23 protein-coding genes and 1 tRNA gene are annotated in these 23614 nt (G+C 69.4%); 8 read left to right on the forward strand and 16 right to left on the reverse strand.

The features are described 5' to 3' along the window. Positions 1–19 precede the first annotated feature (19 nt). Both ABD332_RS39155 and ABD332_RS39160 read right to left on the reverse strand, forming a co-directional pair. On the reverse strand, positions 20–1033 hold the full coding sequence (locus tag ABD332_RS39155) for a hemolysin family protein (protein ID WP_344508379.1): 1014 nt from the start codon (positions 1031–1033) through the stop codon (positions 20–22). Continuing rightward, the gene (locus ABD332_RS39160) at positions 1026–2354 is read right to left on the reverse strand and encodes a hemolysin family protein (protein WP_344508381.1); all 1329 of its coding nucleotides are present in this window, start codon (positions 2352–2354) and stop codon (positions 1026–1028) included. Before ABD332_RS39160 ends, ABD332_RS39155 begins: the two co-directional genes overlap by 8 nt. Positions 2355–2534: 180 nt before the next feature. On the opposite strand from ABD332_RS39160, the gene ABD332_RS39165 reads away from it, so the two are divergent. Further along, positions 2535–2768 carry a hypothetical protein gene (locus ABD332_RS39165; RefSeq protein ID WP_344508383.1) on the forward strand — a complete coding sequence of 78 codons (234 nt, stop codon included), beginning with the start codon at positions 2535–2537 and terminating at the stop codon, positions 2766–2768. A 39-nt stretch (positions 2769–2807) separates the two neighbouring features. On the opposite strand, the gene ABD332_RS39170 is transcribed toward ABD332_RS39165, so the two are convergent. Beyond that, the gene (locus tag ABD332_RS39170; protein ID WP_344508385.1) at positions 2808–4955 is read right to left on the reverse strand and encodes a (Fe-S)-binding protein; all 2148 of its coding nucleotides are present in this window, start codon (positions 4953–4955) and stop codon (positions 2808–2810) included. Positions 4956–5159: 204 nt separating this feature from the next. Then, the gene (locus ABD332_RS39175; RefSeq protein ID WP_344508387.1) at positions 5160–5444 is read right to left on the reverse strand and encodes a cell division protein CrgA; all 285 of its coding nucleotides are present in this window, start codon (positions 5442–5444) and stop codon (positions 5160–5162) included. Between the two features lie 130 nt (positions 5445–5574). Here ABD332_RS39175 and ABD332_RS39180 point away from each other — a divergent pair, with 130 nt between their 5' ends. The 4 genes from ABD332_RS39180 to ABD332_RS39195 all read left to right on the forward strand — a co-directional run bounded on the left by ABD332_RS39180 (position 5575) and on the right by ABD332_RS39195 (position 8474). Beyond that, positions 5575–6384 carry a DUF881 domain-containing protein gene (locus ABD332_RS39180; RefSeq protein ID WP_344508389.1) on the forward strand — a complete coding sequence of 270 codons (810 nt, stop codon included), beginning with the start codon at positions 5575–5577 and terminating at the stop codon, positions 6382–6384. A 79-nt stretch (positions 6385–6463) separates the two neighbouring features. After that, positions 6464–7513, forward strand: coding sequence for a class E sortase (locus ABD332_RS39185; protein WP_344508391.1), 1050 nt, complete (start codon positions 6464–6466; stop codon positions 7511–7513). Between the two features lie 4 nt (positions 7514–7517). Continuing rightward, positions 7518–7820: a hypothetical protein gene (locus ABD332_RS39190; protein ID WP_344508393.1), complete on the forward strand. Its 303-nt coding sequence runs from the start codon at positions 7518–7520 to the stop codon at positions 7818–7820. Positions 7821–7829: 9 nt separating this feature from the next. Then, positions 7830–8474 carry an aminodeoxychorismate/anthranilate synthase component II gene (locus tag ABD332_RS39195; protein WP_344508394.1) on the forward strand — a complete coding sequence of 215 codons (645 nt, stop codon included), beginning with the start codon at positions 7830–7832 and terminating at the stop codon, positions 8472–8474. A gap of 112 nt (positions 8475–8586) precedes the next feature. On the opposite strand, the gene pknB is transcribed toward ABD332_RS39195, so the two are convergent. From pknB to ABD332_RS39230, 7 genes are all read right to left on the reverse strand, one after another. Then, positions 8587–10314, reverse strand: a complete 1728-nt coding sequence (pknB, locus tag ABD332_RS39200) for a Stk1 family PASTA domain-containing Ser/Thr kinase (protein WP_344508605.1) — start codon at positions 10312–10314, stop codon at positions 8587–8589. Positions 10315–10433: 119 nt separating this feature from the next. Beyond that, complete coding sequence (locus ABD332_RS39205; RefSeq protein WP_344508607.1) at positions 10434–12170, reverse strand: serine/threonine-protein kinase; 1737 nt, start codon at positions 12168–12170, stop codon at positions 10434–10436. Positions 12171–12183: 13 nt separating this feature from the next. After that, on the reverse strand, positions 12184–13704 hold the full coding sequence (locus tag ABD332_RS39210) for a peptidoglycan D,D-transpeptidase FtsI family protein (protein ID WP_344508396.1): 1521 nt from the start codon (positions 13702–13704) through the stop codon (positions 12184–12186). Further along, positions 13701–15203, reverse strand: coding sequence for an FtsW/RodA/SpoVE family cell cycle protein (locus ABD332_RS39215; RefSeq protein WP_425552360.1), 1503 nt, complete (start codon positions 15201–15203; stop codon positions 13701–13703). Before ABD332_RS39215 ends, ABD332_RS39210 begins: the two co-directional genes overlap by 4 nt. Positions 15204–15245: 42 nt before the next feature. After that, positions 15246–16664 (reverse strand): PP2C family protein-serine/threonine phosphatase, encoded by a 1419-nt coding sequence (locus ABD332_RS39220; RefSeq protein WP_344508398.1) that lies wholly within the window; start codon positions 16662–16664, stop codon positions 15246–15248. Beyond that, entirely contained in the window at positions 16661–17140 is a 480-nt protein-coding gene (locus ABD332_RS39225; protein WP_327007183.1) for an FHA domain-containing protein FhaB/FipA, read from the reverse strand. Before ABD332_RS39225 ends, ABD332_RS39220 begins: the two co-directional genes overlap by 4 nt. Positions 17141–17226: 86 nt before the next feature. After that, positions 17227–18003, reverse strand: a complete 777-nt coding sequence (locus ABD332_RS39230) for an FHA domain-containing protein (RefSeq protein ID WP_344508403.1) — start codon at positions 18001–18003, stop codon at positions 17227–17229. Positions 18004–18139: 136 nt separating this feature from the next. Between ABD332_RS39230 and ABD332_RS39235 the strand changes: the two genes are divergently transcribed. From ABD332_RS39235 to ABD332_RS39245, 3 genes are all read left to right on the forward strand, one after another. Further along, positions 18140–18222, forward strand: a tRNA-Leu gene (locus ABD332_RS39235). Positions 18223–18447: 225 nt separating this feature from the next. Continuing rightward, on the forward strand, positions 18448–19521 hold the full coding sequence (locus ABD332_RS39240) for an NAD-dependent epimerase/dehydratase family protein (RefSeq protein ID WP_344508405.1): 1074 nt from the start codon (positions 18448–18450) through the stop codon (positions 19519–19521). 1 nt (position 19522) lies between these two features. Beyond that, a complete protein-coding gene (locus ABD332_RS39245) occupies positions 19523–20329 on the forward strand; it encodes a WecB/TagA/CpsF family glycosyltransferase (protein ID WP_344508407.1) in 807 nt (268 codons plus the stop codon). A gap of 77 nt (positions 20330–20406) precedes the next feature. On the opposite strand, the gene ABD332_RS39250 is transcribed toward ABD332_RS39245, so the two are convergent. The 5 genes from ABD332_RS39250 to ABD332_RS39270 all read right to left on the reverse strand — a co-directional run bounded on the left by ABD332_RS39250 (position 20407) and on the right by ABD332_RS39270 (position 23594). Next, a complete protein-coding gene (locus ABD332_RS39250) occupies positions 20407–20703 on the reverse strand; it encodes a hypothetical protein (RefSeq protein WP_344508409.1) in 297 nt (98 codons plus the stop codon). A gap of 124 nt (positions 20704–20827) precedes the next feature. Continuing rightward, a complete protein-coding gene (gene add, locus ABD332_RS39255; RefSeq protein ID WP_344508411.1) occupies positions 20828–21796 on the reverse strand; it encodes an adenosine deaminase in 969 nt (322 codons plus the stop codon). A 115-nt stretch (positions 21797–21911) separates the two neighbouring features. After that, positions 21912–22421 (reverse strand): hypothetical protein, encoded by a 510-nt coding sequence (locus ABD332_RS39260; RefSeq protein ID WP_344508413.1) that lies wholly within the window; start codon positions 22419–22421, stop codon positions 21912–21914. A 145-nt stretch (positions 22422–22566) separates the two neighbouring features. After that, positions 22567–22794 carry a DUF397 domain-containing protein gene (locus ABD332_RS39265; protein WP_344508415.1) on the reverse strand — a complete coding sequence of 76 codons (228 nt, stop codon included), beginning with the start codon at positions 22792–22794 and terminating at the stop codon, positions 22567–22569. Continuing rightward, positions 22794–23594 (reverse strand): helix-turn-helix domain-containing protein, encoded by an 801-nt coding sequence (locus tag ABD332_RS39270; RefSeq protein ID WP_425552361.1) that lies wholly within the window; start codon positions 23592–23594, stop codon positions 22794–22796. The genes ABD332_RS39265 and ABD332_RS39270 overlap by 1 nt, the downstream gene beginning before the upstream one ends. Positions 23595–23614: the final 20 nt, after the last annotated feature.

Here is a 23614-nt window from a genome sequence, read left to right on the forward strand (position 1 = left end):
AAATCCCGGCTGAACACGATCAGGGGACGGATTGCCCGACGACCGCGGTGAGCACGTCATCGAGGGTGACCACGCCGATCGGCACCCGGCCGTCGCTCACCAGCACGATGTGCTGCCGCTCCCGGCGCATCGCCAGCAGCAGCTCGGCAAGGGTCCTGGTCGGTGGCACGATGCCGAGCGGGCGGATCAGGTCGAGCGGGATCGGTGCCCGCCGCTGCGGGCCGACGAACCCGAGCACGTCCTTGACGTGCACGAAGCCCAGCACCCGCCGCGACGACCGCTCCACGACGGGAAACCGCGACCGGTTGGTCCGGGTCGCGAGGACCTCCAGCGACGCCGGCGACACGTCCTCCGCCACGGTCGTGATCTCCGACCAGAGCCGGAGCGCGTCGCGGGCCGTGCGCCGGCTCAGCGCGAGCGCGCCGGTGATGCGGGCGTGCTCCTCCGGCGCCAGCAGGCCCTCCGTGGTGGCCTGCGCGGCCAGGCCGGCGAGCTCCTCGGCGGTGAAGACGGTCTTGACCGATCCGGTCGTCTCGATCCGCCACAGCGACAGGATCACCCGGGACGCCCACTTCATGGCGACCAGGACCGGCTTGAACACCATGCAGAACGCCAGCATGGGCGGCCCGAGCCACAGCACCGCCCGCTCGGGCGACGCCAGGGTCAGGTTCTTCGGGACCATCTCGCCGATGACGGTGTGCGCGAACACGACCACGCCGAGCGCCAGGACGAACGCCACCGGATGGATCAGCTGGTGGGGCACGTGCAGCGCCTCGAACGGCCCCTGCAGCCCGTGCGCGAGCGCCGGCTCGGCCAGGGCGCCGAGACCGAGGGAGCAGATCGTGACGCCGAGCTGGGCGCCCGCGATCATCAGCGGGATCTCGCCCATCGCCCGCAGCGCGGTGCGGGCCCGGCGGGACGTCGCGGCCATCGGCTCGATCACCGTGCGCCGCGACGCGATCAGCGCGAACTCGCTCGCGACGAAGAAGGCGTTGCCGAGCAGCAGTAGTACCGTGATCAGCAGGTCACTCATCGTAGGCCTCCGGGCGCACGACACGCACCTGCTCGATCCGGCGCCGCTCGACCTCCACGACGGTGAACTCCCAGCCCTCTTCCTTCCAGATCTCCCCGACGGAGGGGATCCGGCCCAGGCGGGCCATCAGGAAGCCGGCGAGCGTCTCGTACGGGCCCTCGGGCATCCGGAAGCCGGTCACCTCGGCCAGCTCGTCCTCGCGCAGCACGCCGTCGACGAGCAGGGTGCGCTCGTCGCCGGGGGCGGTCAGGTCGGGCATGCCGTGCGCGGTGGTCGGCTCCTCCTCGATGTCGTGCTCGTCGACGATCTCGCCGACGAGCTCCTCGACCAGGTCCTCGACGGTGACGACGCCGTCGGTGCCGCCGTACTCGTCGACGACGATCGCGAAGTCGGAGCCGCCGCGGCGCAGCGCCTGCAGGACGCCGTCGAGGTCGAGGCTCTCCGGCACGAACACCGGCTCCCGCGCGACCGCGCCGACCCTCGTCGTGGGCCTGCGCACCGGCGGCACCCCGAGCGCGTCGGTGACCGTCACGACGCCGGTGACCTGGTCCAGCGTCTGCACGTAGATGGGGAAGCGGCTGTACCCGGTCTGCACCGACGTGGCGAGCAGGTCGGCGACCGTGGCGTCGGCGCGCAGCGAGATGACGTCGACGCGCGGGGTCATCGCCTCGGCGGCGCGCTTGTCGCCGAAGCGGATCGTGCGCTGCAGCAGCACCGCGGTCTCCCGCGGCAGGGCGCCGGCGCGGGCCGAGATCGCCGCGAGCAGGCCGAGCTCCTCCGGCGAGCGGGCGCTGGCGAGCTCCTCCTGTGGCTCGACGCCGAACCGGCGCACGATCCAGTTGGCGGAGCCGTTGAGCAGGCTGATCAGCCAGGAGAACAGCTTGGAGAACATCCGCTGCGGCCCGGCGGTCGCCCTGGCCACCGGCATCGGCTTGGCGAGCGCGGCGTTCTTCGGCACGAGCTCGCCGAAGAGCATCGACAGCAGGGTCGCCAGGATCAGCGCCGCGACGTGGGCGGCGCCCTTGGTCATGGTGCCGAACACCGGCTTCAGCAGCGGCTCGAAGATGTGCGCCAGGGCCGGCTCGGCGAGGTAGCCGGCGAGCAGGGCGGTGATGGTGATGCCGAGCTGCGCGCCGGACAGCTGGAAGGACAGCTCACGCAGCGCGACCCGGACGGTGCGTGCCTTGCGGTCGCCGCTGGCGGCCTGCTGTTCGATCTCCGCCCGGTCGACCGTGACCAGGGCGAACTCGGCCGCGACGAAGCCCGCGTTCGCCGCGGTGAGCAGCGCGAAGGCCAGCAGGGGCAACAGGGTGGTGAACACGCGCGCGCGACGATCCCTTCGAGGTGACAGCCGATTGTTCCACGTGAACCCACGCTCCGCCGACGGCGGCCCGCTCGAATGTCACCCGTATCGAGAGGCGTAGATCACCCTCCCTCTTTCGGGGACTTCTCGCACCCCGAAGCAGCCTCGATGCTGTGAAAACGACCCAAGGAGGGCGGTATGGGAGCGGCACTGATCGGTGTCTTCATAGCAGTCGTCGCGGGGTTCGCCGCCGGCAGCGCCAACACCAAGGCCAAGCGCGCGCGGCTGGACTACTCGCGCACAAAGGCGCTGGTCCCGGGCGCGCGCAAGGCAGCGTGGTCGGAGAGCCTGCGAGGCCTTCGCGTGATCGCGACGGCGGCGGCGGTACTGGTAGCGCTGGCGATGGCGATGAACGTCATCGGGCAGCGCTGACCCCGTCCCCCAGCAAACTAGAGCGAAAAGTCCGATTTGTCAAGAATTGTTGGACGACAGCGACCGAAGCAGCACCGACGCCACGTCCACGACCTCGACGTCGTCCGGGGCGGCGCCCGCGGCCTTCTTGCCCGTGACCCCGTCGCCGAGCATCGTCAGGCAGAACGGGCAGGACACGGCCACCGTCTTCGCACCGGTCGACAGCGCCTCCTCGACGCGCTCGACGTTGATGCGCTTGCCGATCCGCTCCTCCATCCACATGCGCGCCCCACCGGCGCCGCAGCAGAACGAGCGCTCGGCGAAGCGGTCCATCTCGACCAGGCCGGCGTCGTCCTGGGAGGACGCGACCGCGCCGAGCACCTCGCGCGGCGGGGCAAAGACGCGGTTGTGCCGGCCCAGGTAGCACGGGTCGTGGTAGGTGATGGCGCCGTCGACCGGCTGCACCGGGGTGAGCTTGCCGGCCGAGACCAGCTGCGCCAGCAGCTGCGTGTGGTGGATGACCTCGAAGTGGCCGCCGAGCTGGCCGTACTCGTTGGCGAGGGTGTTGAAGCAGTGCGGGCAGGTCGCGACGATCTTCTTGACGCCGGCCTCGTTGAGCGTCTCGACGTTCTGCTGCGCGAGCATCTGGAAGACGAACTCGTTGCCGATGCGGCGGGCCGGGTCGCCGGTGCAGGTCTCGCCCTGGCCGAGGATCGCGAACGACACGCCCGCCTCGTTGAGCAGGGTGGCGACGGCGCGGGTCGTCTTCTTCGCGCGGTCCTCGAAGGCGCCGGCGCAGCCGACCCAGAACAGGTACTCGAAGTCGCCGCCGTCGGCCACGTTGGGCACCGTGAAGTCCAGGCCCTTGGTCCAGTCCTCGCGGGTCGACTGGGCGGCGCCCCACGGGTTGCCCTTGTTCTCGAGGTTGCGGAGCATGACGCCGGCCTCGGTCGGGAAGTTCGACTCGATGAGCACCTGGTAGCGGCGCATGTCGACGATGTGGTCGACGTGCTCGATGTCGACCGGGCACTGCTCGACGCAGGCGCCGCAGGTGGTGCACGACCACAGCACGTCGGGGTCGATGACGCCGTTCTCGTCGACGCCGCCGATCAGCGGGCGGTCCTTCTCCGCGAGGGCGAGGACGTCGACCTTGGCGAGCGCCTCCTCGGCCGCCGACGGGCCACCCGCCAGCAGGTAGGGCGCCTTCGCGTAGGCGTGGTCGCGCAGGCTCAGGATCAGCAGCTTCGGCGAGAGCGGCTTGCCGGTGTTCCAGGCCGGGCACTGCGACTGGCACCGCCCGCACTCGGTGCAGGTGGAGAAGTCGAGGATGCCCTTCCACGTGAACTGCTCGACCTGCGCGACGCCGAACTGGTCCTTGTCCGGGTCGGCCTCCTCGAAGTCGAGCGGCTTGCCCTCGCTCATCATCGGCCGCAGGGCGCGCAGGCCCGAGCCGGCGCGGCCCGGCTCGCGCTTGAAGTAGATGTTGAAGAACGCCAGGAAGCGGTGCCAGGCGACGCCCATCGTGATGTTGCTGGCGATCACGATGACCCACGTCATCGAGACGACGATCTTCAGCATCGCGATGAGGCTGACGGCGGCGGCGCTGGCGGGCAGCACGGCGCCGAGGCCGTGGCTGACCGGCGCGGCCCACACCGGCCACTCGAGCGAGTCGTTGGCGGCCTTGAAGCCGCGGATGAAGAAGCCGCAGAGCAGGACGGCGAGGATCGTGTACTCGACGTAGTACGCCTGCCACATCGTCGAGCCGGTGAAGCGGGAGCGGCGGTTGGGGTTGCCCGGCAGGTTGCGCAGGCGGATGCCGATCAGGACCAGGATGCCGATGAAGCCGAGCACGCCGATCCACTCGGTGACCAGGCCGTAGACGTTCCAGGCGCCGATCAGCGGCAGGCCGTGGTCCGGGTCGGCGACCTCGAAGTACGCCTCCAGCACCAGCGACGACAGCGCCATGAAGGCGATCATGACGAACCAGTGCGCGGCGCCGACCACGGTCCACCGCAGCATCCTGGTGTGCCCCAGGGTCTCGGCGAGCATCGTCTTGAGGCGCAGGCCGCGCGGGCCGCTCCGGGACGGGTCGGGTTGACCCAGCCGCACCACGGAGAGCATCCGGCGCACGGTGCGCACGACGAGCACGATGGCCACGACGGTGATCACCGCCGCGACACTGGTCGCGATGATCTGCACTGGGCCCATGCCGTTTGCCTCCCACGCCGCTGGTCCTTCAGAAGACCTTAGTCCCCTTGGTTACTCATGAGTAACGTGAAGTTTGTCGCAGCACACGCTATGACGCGCGGGAGCGACACCACAGACGACGCCGCAAGTTGTGACGGAATAGCGCCAAATGCCCCCTCGGCGCGCGAACGCACCGAAGGGGCTGTGACGGAGCAGGGGACTAGATCAGCGCCACTTGGACAGGACGCCGAGCGAGGCCACGAGGAACCCGAACCCGATGGCCAGGTTCCAGTACTGCAGCTTGGCCACGGCGGAGAACGCTTCCACGTCGAAGAAGCCCTGCGTCAGGTAGTACGTCACCAGCCACCCGATGCCGATCACGATGAGACTCACCGCGAGGATCGGCACCCAGGCCGGGCTCGGACGGCGCTTGGCGGCCACCGTCTCCTGTGGGCGCAACTCCGCCGGCGGCGTGTACACCTTCTTCTTACGAACTGTCGACTTCGGCACGGCGCTCTCCTGGAGGGGTCGTCTGGCCAACACTATCCACGTGACGCCGCCACCTCCGCCAGCGTCGGCCTGAATAATGTTCTACGTCTAGCGTAGTCAAGTCGGCACGCGTCCGGGGGGAGGGGTCGTGGTGGAGTACACATCAGGCGATTCCTCATGGGCCCGCGCCCTGCGCCGGCTCGGCCGCGCTATGCTGCCGCACCCCCGCAAGGGTCAGCGTTTCGGCTGGTCAGCGGCGACTCCGCTGGTGTTCGCGGCGGCCGGGCTGCTCTTCTCGCTGACGGCGGCGACCGCGGGCGGCACGGACCTGCGCGACGACCGGCGCCCCGAGCTGACCAACCTGATCGCTGGAAGAAAACAGGAAATCGCCACGGCCCGCGCCCGGGCCGCCCGGCTGCGCGGCGAGATCGAGGCGCAGCAGCAGAGCCAGGAGGGCGCGGACGGCGCCGTCGGCGAGCAGCGCCGCCGCGGCGAGAGCCAGCTGGCCGGCGCCGGGCTGACCGCTGTGCACGGCCCGGGGCTCGTGGTCGTGCTCGACGACGCCCCCAGACGGCCCGACGGCAGCCGCCCGGCGGGTGCCCGTCCGGACGACCTCGTGGTCCACCAGCAGGACGTACAGGCCGTGGTCAACGCGTTGTGGGCCGGCGGCGCCGAGGCGATGACGCTCATGGGAGTCCGGGTCATCGCCACGAGCGCGGTACGCTGCGTTGGCAACACGCTGCTGCTCGACGGTCAGGTGTATTCGCCCCCGTTCGAGATCGCCGCGATCGGTGACCAGGTGCGCCTCCAGCGCTCCCTCGACGACACGGAGGGGGTTGCGCTGTTCAGGAACGCCGCGGACAACTTCGGTCTGGGCTACCAGGTGCGGATGGAGGCAGACGTGCGGGCGAAGGCCTACGACGGCTCCACCGCGCTCCGGTCGGCGACGACCGGGTCCTGACCATGAGCGGGGCGCAGCGGAGCGAGGAGCCGCGAACCATGAACGCAGCTTGGCTCAGGCCGACGCGGGAGGCGGCGGCATGAGCGACGCACACCGTCCCCGGCATCGCGCCCTGGACCAGGACGACATCGCGACCCGGATGATCCCCCGCATCCGGGACGACAGCCCGCCGATGGACGCCGCCGAGACCGCCACGGCGGGACCGGCGGACGCCACTGCCTACATCCCGAAGTTCACCGAGCACAGCGGGCCGCCGGGAGCGGCCGACGCCACCACGGTGCTGCCGAAGGTCCCCGCAACGGCGGAAACAACCCCAAAAGCCACCCCCCAGGATGAACCGGAAGCGACTACGGAGCCTGACGCCGAAAAGGGTGTCAAGGTCGTGCCGTTGCGGCCGGTCCGCACCCAGGAGGGTTATCGCAGCGTGTACTCCGAATACACGAGGACCACGTTCGGCACGGTCGTGCGGGCGGTCAGCCGGGGCACCGGCGAGCTGCTCATCACGTTCGGCCTCATCGTGCTGCTCTTCGCCGGTTACGAGGTCTGGGGCAAGTCGGCGATCGTCGAGGCGCACCAGGACGAGCTCAACCGCCAGCTGGAGCAGCAGTGGTCCCACCCGGAGCCCGACCCGACCGTGTCGCCGTCCGGACCACCGGCCCCGGTCGCCAAGCCCGCCAACGGGGCGGTGATCGCCTCCGTCCACATCCCGCGGCTCAAGAAGAAGTGGGCCGTCGTGCAGGGCGTGACCGCCGCCGACATCCGCTACGCGCCGGGGCACTACCCGGACACCGCGCTGCCGGGCCAGATCGGCAACTTCTCGATGGCCGGGCACCGCACGCCGGCGATCTGGTGGGACCTCGACCAGCTCAAGCCCAGCGATCCGGTGGTCATCAAGACCCAGGACACCTGGTATGTCTACCGGGTGATCGGCCACGAGATCGTGCTGCCCACGGCGGTCCAGGTCGTCGCGCCCGTGCCGGGCAAGCCCGGGGCGGCACCCACCGAGGCGCTGCTGACCATGACGACCTGCAACCCGAAGTTCAACAACTACCAGCGGCTCGTCGTGCACGCGAAGCTCGACCGGTCCCAGCCCGTCTCCGCCGGCGACCCCGCCGAGCTGAAGGGATAGCCGCGTGTACGGATGGATCTGGCGGCACATCCCGTTCAAGCAATGGCAGCTCAAGTCGCTGGTCTCGGTGATCCTGATCGGTGCGCTCGGGGCGCTGCTGTGGTACAAGGTCTTCCCGGCGGTCGAGCCGATCCTGCCGTTCGACGACGTCCAGGTCGAGACCACCGACCAGGACGGCGGACAACTGCAGCAGCCGAGCGCAGACCCGTCGCAACGGCCGTCGACACAGTCGTCGACGCAGCCTTCCAAGCAGCCGTCGAAGCTGCCCACGAAGACGCCGTCAGCCCCGCAGGTCCTACCGAGCTAGGTGAGCCGCTTGCGCATCCTGGTCGTCGACAACTACGACTCGTTCGTGTTCAACCTGGTCCAGTACCTGGGCCAGCTCGGCGTCGAGTGCGACGTGCGCCGCAACGACGAGGTCTCGGTGGAGGAGATCGGCGCGGCGCGGCCGGCCGGCATCCTGCTCTCCCCGGGGCCGGGCACGCCGGAGCGGGCCGGGATCTGCATGGCGGTCATCCACGAGTACGCGGGCAAGATCCCGATCTTCGGGGTGTGCCTGGGGCACCAGGCGTTCGGCGCGGCGTTCGGCGCCACCGTGACCCGCGCACCCGAGCTGCTGCACGGGAAGACCTCTCTGGTCACCCACGGCGGCCAGGGCGTCCTCAAGGGGCTGCCGGACCCGTTCATCGCGACCCGCTACCACTCGCTCGCCGTGGTGGAGTCGACGCTGCCGCCCGAGATCGAGGTGACCGGCCGCACCGAGTCGGGCGTGATCATGGCGATGCGTCACCGTGAGCTACCGATCGAGGGCGTGCAGTTCCACCCCGAGTCGGTGCTCACCCAGGGCGGCCACCAGATGCTGGCGAACTGGCTGGCCGCCTGCGGCCTGCCCGCCGCGCTGGAGCGGGCCCCGGAGCTCGTCGCCGAGGTGGAAGCCCGCCGGATCGCCGCGTTCGCGTAGGCGCACCTCGTGTGCGCCTACGGGTGCGAGCCTGTGCATAACCCTGTGGATAACTGCCGTGTTATCCACAGGGTACGTACGGTGATGGGTGGAAAAACCGGGTGAACCGGGCCTAATTGCCGGGCGAGGCGCTACCGCTCGGCTTCGGTGAGCCGGACTGGTTGCCGCCCGCCAGCACCCCGATCTTCAGGGTGATCACATCGGTCTTCATCAGCACCCTGCCGGTCGGCTGCGACGCGCTGATGACCAGGCCGTCCTTGGTCGGGTCGATCACCTGCGTATCCGTCGTCTTCGGGTCCGCCGTGAAGCCGGCCGTCTCGAGCAGCGCCTGCGCCTGGGCGAGGGTCTTGTTCGTGACGTCGGGCATGACCGCCTGGTTGAATCTGGAGACGTAGATCGTGACCGTGGAGCCGATCTTCACCGACGAGCCGGCCGGCGGGTCGGACTCGATGACCTCGTCCTTCGGCTGGTAGCCGTCCTTCGCGACGAAGTTGGGCTTCAGGTTGAGGGTGGTCAGCAGCTTGCTGGCTTCGTCCTTGGTGGACCGGATCAGGGTCGGGATCGTGGCCATCGTGGGCGCGCCGCAGAGTTCGTAGTCGATCTGGGTGCCCGCCTTGACCTCCTGGCCCTTCGGCGGGTTCTGCCGGATGACCGTGCCGGTCTTGCAGTTCTCGTTGGCGCCGGGGCGCCCGTCGCCCTCCAGCTTCGCCTGCCGCAGCGCGTCGCGGGCCTCCTGCTCGCTCTTGCCGACGAGGTCAGGCACCGTCGCCATCGGCTCCTGGTTGGCCAGGTAGAGCCCGATCGACAGCGCGGCGACCGCGAGCAGGCTCAGCACGGTGAGCGCGACCACGATGCCGGTGGAGTTCTTCTGCTTCTGCCGCTGAGCGGCGCGGGCGGGCTGGCGCGAGGCGGGCGGCGCGGGCCGGTAGGCGGTCTGCGCCGCCATCACGGTCTGCATCTCGTCCTCGGTCATGACCGGCGGCGCCGACACGGGCCGGCCGGCCGCCGCGCGCATGACGTCGGCACGCATCTCGCCGGCGCTCTGGTAGCGGTTGAGCGGATTCTTGGCCAGGGCCTTGAGCACGACCGCGTCGATATCGGGGGTCACGTCGCGGTTGCTGCTGCTCGGCGGCCGCGGGTCCTCCCGGACGTGCTGGTAGGCCACCGACACCGGGTTGTCCCCGACGAACGGCGGATGGCCGCACAACAGCTCGAAGAGCACGCAGCCGGACGCGTAGACGTCGCTGCGGGCGTCGACGGGCTCGCCGCGGGCCTGCTCCGGCGACAGGTACTGCGCGGTGCCGATGACCGCGGAGGTCTGCGTCATCGTCGTGGCACCGCTGGCCAGGGCCCGCGCGATGCCGAAGTCCATCACCTTGACCTGGCCGGTCTGGGTGAGCATCACGTTGCCGGGCTTGATGTCCCGGTGGATGATGCCGTGCCGGTGGCTGAACTCCAGCGCCGCGCAGATGTCGGCCGTGATCTCCAGGGCCCGCCTCGGCATGAGCCGCCCCTCGGCCGCGAGCACCTCTTTGAGGGTGCGGCCGTTGACGAACTCCATGACGATGTAGGGCAGCTCCTCGCCCGCCGGCCCCCGCTCCTCGCCGGTGTCATACACGGCGACGATCGCGGGGTGGTTGAGCGAGGCGGCATTCTGCGCCTCACGGCGGAACCTCAGCTGGAAGGTCGCGTCGCGGGCCAGGTCGGTGCGCAGGGTCTTGATCGCGACATCGCGGCCAAGGCGCAGGTCACGGCCCCGATGGACCTCGGCCATGCCGCCATAGCCAAGCAACTCCCCGACCTGGTAACGGCCGCCGAGGAGGCGAGGCTGGGCGGTCATGTCGTGTCGTCCTTCGGTCATCGACTCTTACCTTGCCACGTCTTGCGACGAGAACCCATTCCGATCCAGCCCGTCGGGACGATCCGGCCCGCCGGGACGCACCCGTCCGGTGGGACGGATCACCCTGTCTTGACGCACAGGCCGCCGACGTTCGTCTCGCCGGGCGGGCAGGACGGCTTGTTGCCGGCTGCCGGCGCGGACGAGTTGCCCGCGCTCGGCGACTCGTCGGCGCCACCGTTGTCGTCCGACGGCTCGGCGGTCGGCTGCTTGCCGCCGCCCTCCTGGTAGAACACCTCGATGTCGCCCACCGGGGTCGCCGGGCCGCACGGCTCGACCTTCAGCACCTGGCCCGGGATCGGCTTCTTGCCGTCCTGCGGGGTCTCCTTCACCTTGAAGCCCTGCCGCTGCAGCTGCCGCACCACGTTCGGCCGCGTCTGGAGCCTGGACCAGTCGCACGGGATGTTGACCGTCTTACCGGTCGGCTTCGCGCTGGACGGCGCCTGCGAGGCCGCCGCCGTGGTGCCCTGGGCGTTGGGCTCGTCCTTCGTGTCGTTGCCGCTCATCGCGTACCAGATGCCGCCGACACCAAGGAGCAGCACCAGGACGGCAGCGGCGGCGCCGAGCAGCACCATCGTGTTGCGGTTGCCGCCCGGCCGGTTGTTGGACGGCGGGGCCGGCTGGTAGCCGCCGGTGGGCGGGTAGTTGCCGGCGTCGCCGGGGAAGTACGCGGTCTCGTTGCTGGGCGGCGGCGGGACACCTGCCGCGCCCCGGGCGGCGTGCCCGGCACCTGCCGCGGCGACACCCGGCGGCGGCGGGACCGCGCCACCCGGCATGATCCGCGTGCCGCCGGCGCCGACGCCCGGCGAGGTGGGGGCGCCGCCGGAGACCGGGGTGCCGAACGCGCCCGACATGGGACCGCCGGAGACCGGAGGGCCGGAGACGGGGGTGTACGCGACGGGCGAGCCGGGCGGTCCGACCGGCGACCCGGGCGGGCCGAGCGGCGCCGCCATCGGGATGCCCGGGCCGGACGTGGTGCCGCCACCGGCGCCGGAGACCCGGCGGGCGGCCTGCGCCATCGCGGCGGCGCTGGGCCAGCGGGCCGACGGGTCCTTGGCCATCGCGCGCTCGACGAGCTGCGCGATCGGCGGCGGGATGTCGGCCGGCAGCGGCGGCGGCATGTCGCGGACGTGCCGCATCGCGATCTGCAGCGGGTTGTCGCCCTCGAAGGGGCGCTGCCCGGACAGGCACTGGTAGGCGACCACGCCGAGGGCGTACACGTCCGACAGCGGGGTGGCCTGCGCGCCGGAGGCCTGCTCCGGCGAGATGTAGGAGGCGGTGCCGAGCACCGAGCCGGCCGCGGTGAGCTGCGCGGCGGCGGCGGAGCGGGCGATGCCGAAGTCGGTGAGGACCAGCGTGCCGTTGGGCCGCACGAGCAGGTTGCCGGGCTTCACGTCGCGGTGGACGATGCCCTTCTCGTGCGCCGCGTGCAGCGCGTCGGCGGCCTGGGCGACGAGCGCCATGGCGCGGGCCGGGGTGAGCCGGCCGACGCGGGACAGCGTCCGGGAGAGGGCGTCGCCCTCCACGTACTCCATGATCAGGAAGGCGGTGCCGCCCTCGCTGCCGTAGTCGTAGATGTCCACCACGCCCGGGTGGTTGATGGTGGCCATGGTGCGCGCCTCGTCGCGGAAGCGCTGGGCGAAGCCGGCCTCCTCCAGCAGCGAGGGCAGCAGCACCTTGATCGCGACCGTGCGGCCGAGCACCTCATCGGTGCCACGCCACACGTCACCCATCCCACCGCCGGCGATGCGCTCGTCCAGGCGGTAGCGCCCACCCAACGTGGTGCCGGCGCTCAACATGTCGCGCACCTCATTATTTGATGCCCTTTTCGTCCGCGTATGCCTTCATGACCAGGCCGGCGATGCGAGCCGCCTCCGCGCTGCCACCCTTGCCAGCGTTCTCGAGGAAGACCGCGACCGAGACGATCGGCTTGCCGTCCTTCATTGCGAAGCCGATGAACCAGCCGTGGTCACCGGCATCGTCACCGTCCTCCGCCGTTCCGGTCTTACCACCAACCTGCAAGCCGGGGATGTTGGCGTTGCGGCCCGTGCCGTCACGGGCAGTGACGACACTGAACATCATCTGCTGCAGCGAAGCTGCCACGTCGCCGCTGATCGGGCGGCCCAGCTCCTTCGGGTCGGTCCGGTCAGCGTTGGACAGGTCGGCGTTCTGCAGACGGTCGACGATGTAGGGACGCATCTCGCGCCCCCCGTTGGCGACCGTCGACGCAATCATGGCGCCTTGCAGCGGAGACATCTTCACTTCCCGCTGTCCGATGCTCGACTGAGCCACGGCCGGCGGGTCGACGCGGTTGTCGTCGCCTGCGGTCATCGGGCCGGTGTGGCTGGCCGCGACGTTGCAGTAGTTCTTTTCCTGGTCCTCGATGAAGCGCGGCTGGGCCTCGAAGCCGAACGCCTGCGCCATCGACTTGAGCTTCTCCGCGCCGAGCCGCTCGACGCCCATGCGGGCGAAGACCGTGTTGCACGACACGGTCAGCGCCTGCTTCAGCGTGATCTGGTCGGGGCAGATGCCCTCGTGGGCGTTCTTGATGCGGAACGTCGAGGTCTGCGGCGGCTGGTAGAACTCGCCACCCGGCACGACCGAGTCGGGCGTCAGCGACGAGTCCGCGGACAGCGCCGCCGCCGACGTGATGATCTTGAAGGTCGACCCGGGCGGGTAGATCTCCTGCACCGCGCGGTTGAGCATCGGCTTGGCCGGGTCGGTGTCCAGCTTCTTGTAGTTGGCGCTGGCGGCGTTGATGTCGTGGGTGCTCAGCAGGTTGGGGTCGTAGCTGGGCAGCGACACCTCGGCGAGGATCGCCCCGGTGGCCGGGTCCATCGCCACGACCGCGCCGCTCTTCACGCCCTTCTTGTTGTTGCCGAGCTGGGTGTACGCGGCCTCCTGCGTCGCCTGCGACAGCGTCAGCAGCACGTTGCCACCGGCCGGGTCCTTGCCCGTGAACAGCCCGGCGATCCGGTCGGCGGCCTGCTTGTCGGACGTGCCGATCAGGAAGTCGTTGTTGAGCTTCTCCAGGTTGGTCGCGCCGAGGTTGACCGGCTTGAAGCCGATGACGTGCGCGTACTTGTCCTTGAGCGGGTACGTGCGGAGGAACTTCAGCGTGTCGCCGGTCTCCTGCGAGTCGGCGATCGCGATGCCCTGCGCGTTGATGATCTTGCCGCGGGCGCGCTCGTACTCGCTGGCCTGGACCCGGCCGTTGCGCGGGTGCGTCCGGTAGTCGTCGGCCTTGACCACCTGGCGGTAGTTCAGATTCACGAACAGCATCGCGAACAGCACCAGCGCCACGACACCGACCCGGCGCAGTGGGGCGTTCATCGCACGACCTCCGTGGGAAGCTCTTGGATCTGGACCGGCGCGCCGCCCCCACCACCGGTGGACACCCCGCCCAGCCCGATCGACGGCGCACCGCCGGCCGGGCGTCGCGACGCGTCCGAGATGCGCAGCAGCAGACCGATCAGCAGCCAGTTGGCCACCAGCGACGAGCCACCCGCCGAGAGGAACGGCGTGGTCTGGCCCGTCAGCGGGATGAGCTGGCTGATGCCACCCACGATGACGAACACCTGCAACCCCAGCGTGAACGCGAGGCCACCGGCGAACAGCTTGCCGAAGGAGTCCCGCACGTTGATCGCGGCGCGCAGGCCCCGCTCGACCAGCAGCAGGTAGACCACGAGCAGGGCGGTCAGGCCGAAGAGCCCGATCTCCTCGCCCATGCCGGAGAAGATGAAGTCGGTGCGCACCTCGGGCACCTTGAGCGGCTGACCGGCACCGGGGCCGGCCCCGGTCAGGCCGCCGGTGCCCAGGCCGAGCAGCGACTGGACCAGCTGGTAGCCCTTGTTGTCCGCGTCGGCGAACGGGTCGAGCCAAGTGGTCGCGCGCTCGGAGAAGTTGAGGAACGGGCCGCCGACGGTCTTGCCGAGGAAGTACGCGAGGAACGCGCCGCCGAGGAAGAACGCCAGGCCGATGATGAGCCAGCTGACCCGGACCGTCGCGATGTAGAGCGTCACGACGAACATGCCGAAGTACATGAGCGAGGTGCCGAGGTCCTTCTCGAAGACGAGGACCATCAGCGACAGCAGCCAGACCAGCACGACCGGGCCCAGGTCGCGGCCGCGGGGGAAGTCGACGCCGAGGATGCGCTTGCTCGCCATCGACAGCACCTCGCGCTTGCGCACCAGGTAGTAGGCGAAGAAGACCAGCAGGCAGATCTTGGCGAACTCACCGGGCTGGATCGAGAAGCCCGGGAACTTGATCCACAGCTTGGCGCCGTTGATCGAGGAGAACCGCGCCGGCAGCACCGCCGGGATCAGCACCAGCACGATGCCGGCGAGGCCCAGCGTGTACGCGTAACGGGACAGCGACCGGTGGTCCCGCACGATCGCCATCAGGACGATCGCGCCGACCACGGCCGCGGCGGTCCACCCGAGCTGGCGGAAGCCGTCGCCGCCGAAGACGCTCAGGTCGGCCCGCTGGGGGGCCTTGGTGTTGGCGAGGTCGAGCCGGCGCAGGAAGGCGACGCCTAGGCCGTTGATCAGCGCGACCGCTGGCAGGATCACCGGGTCGGCGTACGGCGCCAGGAACCGGATCGCCATGTGGGCGACCCCGAAGATGATCGCGAGGATCGCGGTCTGCACCCAGAAGTCCGGGGTGATCTCGCCGATCGCGTTGCCCTCGACGACCCCCGCGTAGATGACCAGGATCGCGGCGACGAACAGCAGCAGCCCCAGCTCGACGTTGCGCCGGGTGCCCGGCCGCGGCGCACCTGCCCCGCCACCCGGGTCCATGGGCGACGGGGAAGGGATGGCTGTTGCGGTCACAGCAGAATTCCTCTTGGCCTCGCGGTCAGGGTCATCGTCGGATCAGCAGCTGGCGGACGGGGTCGGGGTCTCGGACGCCATCGGCGGCTCGGTGGTCACCGCGGCCGTGGTCGGCGCCGGCGACGCGGCACCCGTGCCGGCCGAGACGCTGGAGGTCATGCTGGGCACGACCGCGCCGGTGGGGCTGGCGGACGCGTCGGTGGTCGGCTCGCCGCTCGGGCACGGCTGCTTCCGCGACGGGTTCTCGGGGTCGGTCAGCGCCGCGAGCTTGTCCTTGGCCTGGTCCAGGCTGTCGACCTGGATGCCCTGCTTGACCGTGCTCTGGGCGGCCGGGGTCAGGTCGTCGAGCTTGAGCTCGCTCGACTCGTAGACCTCGGACAGGTCGATCCAGGCGATCTTGCCCGGGACGCCCTTGAAGATCGCGACAGTGCCGTCGTCGGTCGCGCCCACGTAGTAGCGCGACTGGGTGACGCTCCACCCGTACCAGAGGCCGCCGCCGAGCAGGCCCAGCAGCACCACCAGCAGGACGACGGTGCGCACCGGGTGGCGCTTCGGGCGGCCGGCCTCGTCACGGGCGGTCGCCGCGGCGTGCGCCCGCGCATCCTCGTCGGACTCCGGCACCGGCGGGCGCGGCGCGGCGAGCGCGGCACCCCGGGCCGAGGACATCGACTGGTCGGCGGACGTGGCCATGCCGCGGTCCTGGGCGGCCGCACCCCCGACGATCGGCCGCTCCTCGACGATGTCCTCGTCGGTGACGTCGGCGACGATCACGGTGATGTTGTCCGGGCCGCCACCGCGCAGGGCGAGCTCGATGAGCCGGCCGGCGCACTGGTTGGGGTCGACGTACTCGCGCAGTGTCGACTCGATCGTCTCGGCGCTGACCACGCCGGAGAGCCCATCGCTGCACAGCAGGTAGCGGTCGCCCGTCTTGACCTGGCGCACCGAATACTCGGGGTCGGCGTCGCGCCCGTCGAGGGCGCGCGTCAGCAGCGAGCGCTGGGGATGGCTGTTGGCCTCCTCCAGGCTGATCCGGCCCTCGTCGACGAGCATCTGGACGTACGTGTCGTCCTTGGTCACCTGGGCGAACTCTCCGTCACGCACGATGTACGCGCGGGAGTCGCCGATGTGGACCATGCCCATCTTGGTGCCGGAGAACAGCATGGCGGTGAGGGTGGTGCCCATGCCTTCCATGGCCGGGTTTTCCTCGACGGCGTCGCGGATCTGCTGGTTGGCCAGGTCGACGGCGCCGCGAAGCGTGTCGATCATGGCGTTGCCGGGCACATCCTCGTCGAGCGGCGCCATGGTGGCGATGACGATGTTGCTGGCGACGTCACCGGCGGCCATGCCGCCCATTCCGTCGGCAACGGCGAGCAGCCGCGGTCCGGCGTAGACGGAGTCCTGGTTCCCACTCCGAATCAGACCGCGGTCACTGCGGGCCGCGTAGCGCAAGGTGAGGGTCATGGCCGTAACTCGAGAGAAGTGCGGCCGATGCGAATCGGCACGCCGAGGGGGACGGGGGTAGGTGCGCCGACCTTGGTCTTGTCGAGGTAGGTGCCGTTGGTCGAGCCGAGATCCTCGAGGTACCACTGGCCGGCGCGGGGCACGAGGCGGGCGTGCTTCGCCGAGGCGTAGTCATCGGTGATCACCAGCGTCGAATCCTCGGCGCGGCCGATTGTGATCGGCGCCTCACCGAGTGTGATCCGGGTGCCCGCCAGTGAGCCGGCGGTGACGAAGAGCTGGTGGGCGGTCTTGCCGCGCTTCACCTTCGCCGGACGGCCAGGAGCCGTCGCCGCACCAACCCCCCGGGGCGCGGCGACGATCCGGCTCGTTCGAGAGCCCGCGAACAGGTCGCGCCGGATCACTCCCACCACCGTGAACACAAAGATCCACAGCAGCACGAGCAGCCCGTAGCGGGCGACCGTAATGACAAATTCCATCTACGACCTATCAGGGGCCCGGAGGCCCGGTCGAGCAGGTGCACTCATGCAGATCCGCCTAACGTCGACCACGTGGTGCAGGGACTTCAGCCATCCACGCGGTAGGTGAGCGTGGTCGTGCCGAGCTGGATCATGTCACCGGGATTCAACGCGACCGCGGAGACGCGTTGCCCGTTGACCATCGTGCCGTTCGTCGAGCCGAGATCGGTGAGCACCACCTGCGCACCGTCGAAGTCGAGTCGCGCGTGACGGCGCGAGATGCCGACATCTGGCAGGCGCATGTTGGCCTGATCGCCCCGGCCGATCACGGTCGAGCCGATCGACAGAGGGTAGCTTCGCCCGTCGCCGGACACCAGTCGTACGTTGCGGGCAGGCCCACCGGGGCCGCCGGGGCCGGGGCCGTAGCCGCCGCCCTGGTTGTAGCCGCCGTAGGGGTCGGGCGCGGCCTGCGGCGCGACCTCGCCGCCGGTGTAGACCTCGGCCGTGACCCGGAACATGCCGGTGTCGAGGCCGTCGCCCCGCTCGATCTCGACGATCACGTCGCCGTAGACCGTCCACCCCTGCTCGCCGATGAACTCCGCCTGCGACTGGGCGAGCTCCTGGGCGAGCGCGGCGGCGTACGGCGCCAGCCGACTGTGGTCATAGGGCGACAGGTCGATCACGTAGCGATTCGGCACGAGCGTGCGCCCGCCAGCCAGAATCGCCTTGTGGGCTTCCGCCTCCCGTTGCATGGCGTTGAGGATCTCCACGGGGTGGACGACCCCCTTGAAGACCTTTGCGAAGGCCCCCTCGACCAGGCCCTCTAGGCGCTTCTCGAAGCGCTGCAGCACACTCACCGGTTCCTCCTCGGGTTCCGAGGTCATGATGGTATCCGGACGTCGCACGCCCGGTTGCATCCTCACCGGCTAGCCCGTGCTACTCTTCCGTGGCGCCCAGGGCAGCCTAGTACTAACCCGGTGAAAACGCCGAGTTAGCACACGCTACGCTGGGGCACTGCCAGGGGAAGTGGCGGAATGGCAGACGCGCACGGTTCAGGTCCGTGTGCCCGAAAGGGCGTGGGGGTTCAACTCCCCCCTTCCCCACACAACGGTGAGCGCACTCTGTTCGCGGAGTGCGCTCACTTTTTCGTTGCGTCCTCCCTCGCGCGAGGCTGACGCCTCGCTCCCCATTGGGGGAGCTGCGCTCCACCCACGCCCCCTCAAGAGCGGCGGGTGGTCGGACTTTGTCTTGGTCGTGCGTCAAAATAGCGACTCTCGCGTGCGGGGTATGCTCGGCCGGTCCTGCTGGAGTGGCAAGGAGTTCTGCTCGTGAGCGTCGTCATCGTCACCGGGTCTGCCGGGTTGATCGGGTCCGAGGCTGTCCGACACTTTGCCTCGTTGGGGCTGGATGTCGTCGGCATCGACAACGACATGCGGAAGCAGTTCTTCGGGGCGGAGGCCTCGACCGCGTGGAACGTGGTGGGGCTGACGAGCGACCTCGGGGACGCATACACGCACCATGACGTGGACATCCGGGACCGGGACGCGTTGGCTGCCATCTTCAGGCGCTACGGCAAGGACGTGGCGCTGGTCGTGCACACCGCGGCGCAGCCGAGTCACGACTGGGCGGTGCGAGACCCGTTCACGGACTTCGACGTGAACGCCGGCGGCACGCTCAACATGCTGCAGAACGTGCGGGAGCACTGCATCGAGGCGCCGTTCATCCACTGTTCGACCAACAAGGTGTATGGCGACCGGCCCAACAGCCTGCCGCTGGTCGAGCAGGAGACGCGGTGGGAGATCGAGGCGGGTCACCCGTACGAGAACGGCATCAAGGAGGACATGTCGATCGACGCCTGTCTGCATTCCGTCTTCGGGGCCTCGAAGGTCGCCGCCGACGTGATGGTGCAGGAGTACGGGCGCTACTTCGACATGAAGACCGCGTGCTTCCGGGGTGGGACGCTGACCGGGCCGGCGCACTCGGCCACCGAGCTGCACGGCTTCCTCGGGTACGTGATGCGGTGCGCGATGGAGCGCCGCACGTACAAGATCTTCGGGTACAAGGGCAAGATGGTCCGCGACGCGATCCACTCGCACGACGTGGTCGCCGCGTTCGAGGCCTTCTTCCGGGCGCCGCGCAGCGCCGCGGTCTACAACCTCGGTGGCGGACGGCACTCCAACACCTCGCACCTGGAGGTGTTCGCGCTCGCGCAGCGGATCACCGGCAACGAGATGGTCACCGAATACCACGAGGCCAACCGGGTCGGCGACCACCAGTGGTGGATCGGGTCCAACGAGCGCTTCCAGCTGGACTACCCAGACTGGAAGCAGGTGTACGACGTGCCGATGATCTGTCAGGAGATCTACGAGGCCAACGTCGGCAAGTGGACCCCGGCGGCCTGACTTGATCGACCAGGGGAAGCAGAACGTCCTCGGCGTGCAGGTCAGCGCCGTCGACTACGACAGCGCCGTCGAGAAGGTCATGAGCGCCGCCCGGGAGGGCCGGCCGCTCGCGGTGACGGCGCTCGCCGTGCACGGTGTGATGACCGGCGTGCAGGACAAGGCGCACGGCGCCAGGCTCAACGCGTTCGACCTCGTGACGCCCGACGGTCAGCCTGTGCGCTGGGCGCTCAACCTGCTGCACCGCGCGCGGCTCGCCGACCGGGTCTATGGCCCGGAGCTCACGCTGCGGGTCCTGCGGGCCAGCGCGGAGCAGGGTCTGCCGGTGTACCTGTACGGCTCGACCGAGCAGACGCTCGAACTTCTGATCAGCAAGCTGCACGAGCGGTTCCCGGCGCTCAAGATCGCCGGCATGGAGGCGTCGAAGTTCCGCTCGGCGCAGCCGGGTGAGCCCGAGGAGATCGCGGCGCGGATCAAGGCGTCCGGCGCGCGCGTGGTGATGGTCGGCCTCGGCTGCCCCCGCCAGGAGATCTTCGTCTACGGCATGCGCCACCTGGTGGACGCGCCGATGCTGGCGGTGGGCGCGGCATTCGACTATCACGCCGGCGGGCTGAAGAACCCGCCCGCGTGGATGCAGAAGTACGCCCTGGAGTGGCTGTGGCGGCTCGGCCTGGAGCCCAAGCGGCTCTGGCGCCGCTACGTGCTGCTCAACCCGGCCTACCTGGCCCGGCTCGGCGCGCAGAAGACCCGCCTGTGGCGGGCCACGCCGCCGGCGCCGGCCACGGAGCCGCTGAGCACGTTTGCGGTCTGAAGCCGGGCGGGTAGCCCGTCCGGAAGCACAGCATGACGCCGGCCCCCTCGGGAACCGGCGTCAGTGTTTGTCCGTGCTCAGCGACCGGTGATCGCGTCGACCTTGACGGTGCGGCGCTTGAAGGTGCCACGCTTCTCCAGCGCGCGCTCGGCCGGCACCAGCATGAGTGCCAGCGGCGCCGCGATGTACCAGCGGTCGAGCAACACGTAAGCGACGATGTTCATGACGACGCCGAACGCGTAGAGGCCGATCAGCCAGTCCACGCGCTTCTCGCCGATCCCGCGCTTGTGGAAGGCGTCAAGCACGCCGAATGCACCGATGCTGAGGGCCAGGAGGCCGCCGCCACTCATCAATGCGAACATCAAATCAGACACGTCACTCACCCTTGCCTCCCCGTTCCTACCAGCGAACCCGCCCAAAGCTAAGCGGACATTTCAAGATCGACCATCAACTTTGCGACACCCGACCCGGGCCGAACGTAGCGCACCAATCGGACATTCAGCCGATATCACTGATCTTGCTCTTCAGCAGTACGTGAGTGTCGTCGTCGCAGGCAGCGCCCGCGACGCCGGCCAGGTAGGCGTCCTTCGCACTGAGACCGAGATCGGCAGCGACGCGGTGCTCTTGAGCCAGATCGGTGTTGAACATCGCCGGGTCGTCGGTGTTGACCGTGCAGGGCACCCCCGCCGCCAGCAGGGCCGGCAACGGGTGCGACGCGAGCGACTCTACTGACCGGGTCCGCACGTTCGAGGTCGGGCAGACGTCCAGCACCAGCCCCCGATCGACGATCTCTGCCAGTACACCGGCATCGTCGACGGCACGGATGCCGTGCCGCAGCCGGTCGGGTGCGAGGGTCAGGATCTCGCGGACCGACTCGGCGCCGGCCGACTCGCCGGCGTGCGGCACGATCGCCAGTCCGCCGTCGCGGGCCAGCTCGAACGCCTTCGCGTAGGTCGTCGCGGGGCCCGCCTGCTCGTTGCCGCCGAGGCCGAGGCCGACGATGCCCCGGTCCGCGTAGCGCACGCTCCACCGGGCGACGTCCTCCGCCACGTCGACCGGCATGCCTCGGTAGAGGTCCGGGGTCAGCCGGACGATCACGCCGTGCCGCTCCCGCGCCTCGACGATGCCGTCGGTGTAGCCCTCGTACAGGTCCTCCCAGGCCACACCGCGCTGGGCCCGCTCCCCGGGAGAGAAGATCGCCTCCAGGTACACGGCACCGTGCGACGCGGCCACGCCGGCGTAGTCGACCACGATCTGCCGGAAGTCGTCCGCGGTGCGCAGGCAGTTCGTGGTGAGGATCCAGACCTCGACGAACTTCTTGAAGTCGGTGAACTCATACAGCCCCAGCACACCCTCGACGGTGTCGACCGGCAGCGGCAGGTCGTTGCGCCGGGCGATCTCCAGCAGCGTCGCGGGCGGGATCGCCCCTTCGAGGTGCACGTGCAGCTCGATCTTGGGATAACTCATGGGTTCAACTTATCGACGGGTCCGGCGCGCTCGCGCGCACCGGAGCCCGTCCGACCTCCCCAGGTCGAGCCTCCCTGCTTTCTACGGCATGGGATTCGACCTGTCGACCGGCGAGCTACTTCAGGCCTCGGGCCTCTTGCGAGTAGATGAGCTCCAGGATCGAGCGGGCCGCCTCGAACCAGCGGTCCAGCCACTCCTGCTGCGGCACCGTGCCCTTCGGCGGCAGCTCCAGCAGGAGCCCCCGCAGCAGCGGGTGGTCGGCCATCGACTGGCTGGGGCCGTCGAGCCAGGAGTCCTGCAGCACGCCGCCGCGGCCGAACATCGGCTCGGTCAGCGGGCTGAGGTCCGCCACCAGGGACGACTCGGGCAGCTTCGGCGGCGTCAGCGATGCGGCGATCGGCGAGTTGTCCAGCGGCAGGGACGCACGGTCCAGTGGTGACGAGGCACGGTCCAACGGCGACGAGGCGCGGTCCAGCGGCGAACCGTTGCGCGGCGACAGTTCGTCGATCGGCCCGTCGCCGATGACGTCCCGGCGGCCGCCCGGGCGGTAGCTACCGAGCTGCCCGGAGAAACGGTCGTCGGTCTTCGACGAACCGTTGCCGAAGTTGTCGGGGCCATTGTTCATCGGATACAAGCCTTATCTGACTCGGGTGTTCGGATCTGGCGTGAAGTTCCTGAGCGCTCATTGAATACAACGATGACCGGCCCGGTCCGCAACGGCGATACCACCGTCGCGGGCCGGGCCGGTCGATTTTGACCTGGCGTTTCGCCTACGAGAGATCGAACTCCCCGTCCTTGGTCCCGCCGACGAAGGCCACCCACTCCTCGGGGGTGAACAGCAGCACCGGTCCGGCCTTGTCCTTCGAGTCGCGCAACGCGACAGCCCCGCCGACGAACGCGACCTCGACGCAGTTGTCCGAGTACGGACCGCTGCGAGTGCTCTTGCGCCAGCGGGCACCCTCAAGATTCACGCTGAAGCCCTTGGCCTCAATGTTCACTACGACTCCTTTGCCAGCTTCACGATCATCGATACTGACTCGTCCGGACGGAGTGCGTTGGCGCGCAAGTAGTCAAAGATGAATCCGTAGCGCTGCAGTTCGTCGTCCTTCTCGAGAAAGAGACCGCCGGCCGCGTTCGAGGCGAACACGAAGTTTTGCCCTGCGGACTCGTCGTACAGCAACATCGTGAATGTCCCGTCCATCCCGGCATGAGCACCGGCGGAGAAGGGCAGGATCTGGAGGGTCACGTTCGGCCATCCCGCTGCCGTGCCCAGGTGCTCGAGCTGACGGCGCATGACCGCTCTTCCGCCGACCGGGCGGCGCAGCACTGCCTCGTCCAGCACCACCCAGAGATCTATCGGGTCATCCTGGGTGACCAACGATTGGCGGCTCATTCGGACACGCACACGTTTCTCGACCTCCGTGACACTGATGTCCGGACGGGCCGCGTGGATCATGGCCTGCGCGTATTCCTCGGTCTGCAGCAGTCCGGGGACGACGAGCGCCTCATATGAACGAATGTGATCGGCGGCCGCTTCGAGGCCTACGTAGGCCCCGGTGAGCACGTCACCGTAGAGCTGCCACCAACCCTTCTGGCGTGCCTCCCTGGCGAATTTCAGCAACTGCTCGGCGTATTGTGGCTCGACACCGTAGATGTCCAGCATGTCCCTTACGTCGCGCGGGGTGACGCCGGTCTGTCCCGTTTCGATCCGCGAGATCTTGGATCCGGAACATTCCAGTCGCTCGGCGACATGATCGATGGTGACGTGTGCCGCCTCGCGAAGGCGGCGCAACTCCATACCGAGCTGTCTGCGTCGCA

Origin of the sequence: Dactylosporangium maewongense, from assembly GCF_039531485.1 — a bacterium.
Classification (GTDB): Bacteria; Actinomycetota; Actinomycetes; order Mycobacteriales; family Micromonosporaceae; genus Dactylosporangium; species Dactylosporangium maewongense.

What these genes read in the sequence shown, in the direction of transcription:
- ABD332_RS39155 (WP_344508379.1), bottom strand. Translation starts at nt 1,033, where the DNA reads ATGAGTGACCTGCTGATCACGGTACTACTGCTGCTCGGCAACGCCTTC.
- ABD332_RS39165 (WP_344508383.1), top strand. Translation starts at nt 2,535, where the DNA reads ATGGGAGCGGCACTGATCGGTGTCTTCATAGCAGTCGTCGCGGGGTTC.
- ABD332_RS39170 (WP_344508385.1), bottom strand. Translation starts at nt 4,955, where the DNA reads ATGGGCCCAGTGCAGATCATCGCGACCAGTGTCGCGGCGGTGATCACC.
- ABD332_RS39185 (WP_344508391.1), top strand. Translation starts at nt 6,464, where the DNA reads ATGAGCGACGCACACCGTCCCCGGCATCGCGCCCTGGACCAGGACGAC.
- pknB (WP_344508605.1), bottom strand. Translation starts at nt 10,314, where the DNA reads ATGACCGCCCAGCCTCGCCTCCTCGGCGGCCGTTACCAGGTCGGGGAG.
- ABD332_RS39205 (WP_344508607.1), bottom strand. Translation starts at nt 12,170, where the DNA reads ATGTTGAGCGCCGGCACCACGTTGGGTGGGCGCTACCGCCTGGACGAG.
- ABD332_RS39210 (WP_344508396.1), bottom strand. Translation starts at nt 13,704, where the DNA reads ATGAACGCCCCACTGCGCCGGGTCGGTGTCGTGGCGCTGGTGCTGTTC.
- ABD332_RS39220 (WP_344508398.1), bottom strand. Translation starts at nt 16,664, where the DNA reads ATGACCCTCACCTTGCGCTACGCGGCCCGCAGTGACCGCGGTCTGATT.
- ABD332_RS39225 (WP_327007183.1), bottom strand. Translation starts at nt 17,140, where the DNA reads ATGGAATTTGTCATTACGGTCGCCCGCTACGGGCTGCTCGTGCTGCTG.
- ABD332_RS39230 (WP_344508403.1), bottom strand. Translation starts at nt 18,003, where the DNA reads ATGACCTCGGAACCCGAGGAGGAACCGGTGAGTGTGCTGCAGCGCTTC.
- add (WP_344508411.1), bottom strand. Translation starts at nt 21,796, where the DNA reads ATGAGTTATCCCAAGATCGAGCTGCACGTGCACCTCGAAGGGGCGATC.
- ABD332_RS39260 (WP_344508413.1), bottom strand. Translation starts at nt 22,421, where the DNA reads ATGAACAATGGCCCCGACAACTTCGGCAACGGTTCGTCGAAGACCGAC.
- ABD332_RS39270 (WP_425552361.1), bottom strand. Translation starts at nt 23,594, where the DNA reads ATGGAGTTGCGCCGCCTTCGCGAGGCGGCACACGTCACCATCGATCAT.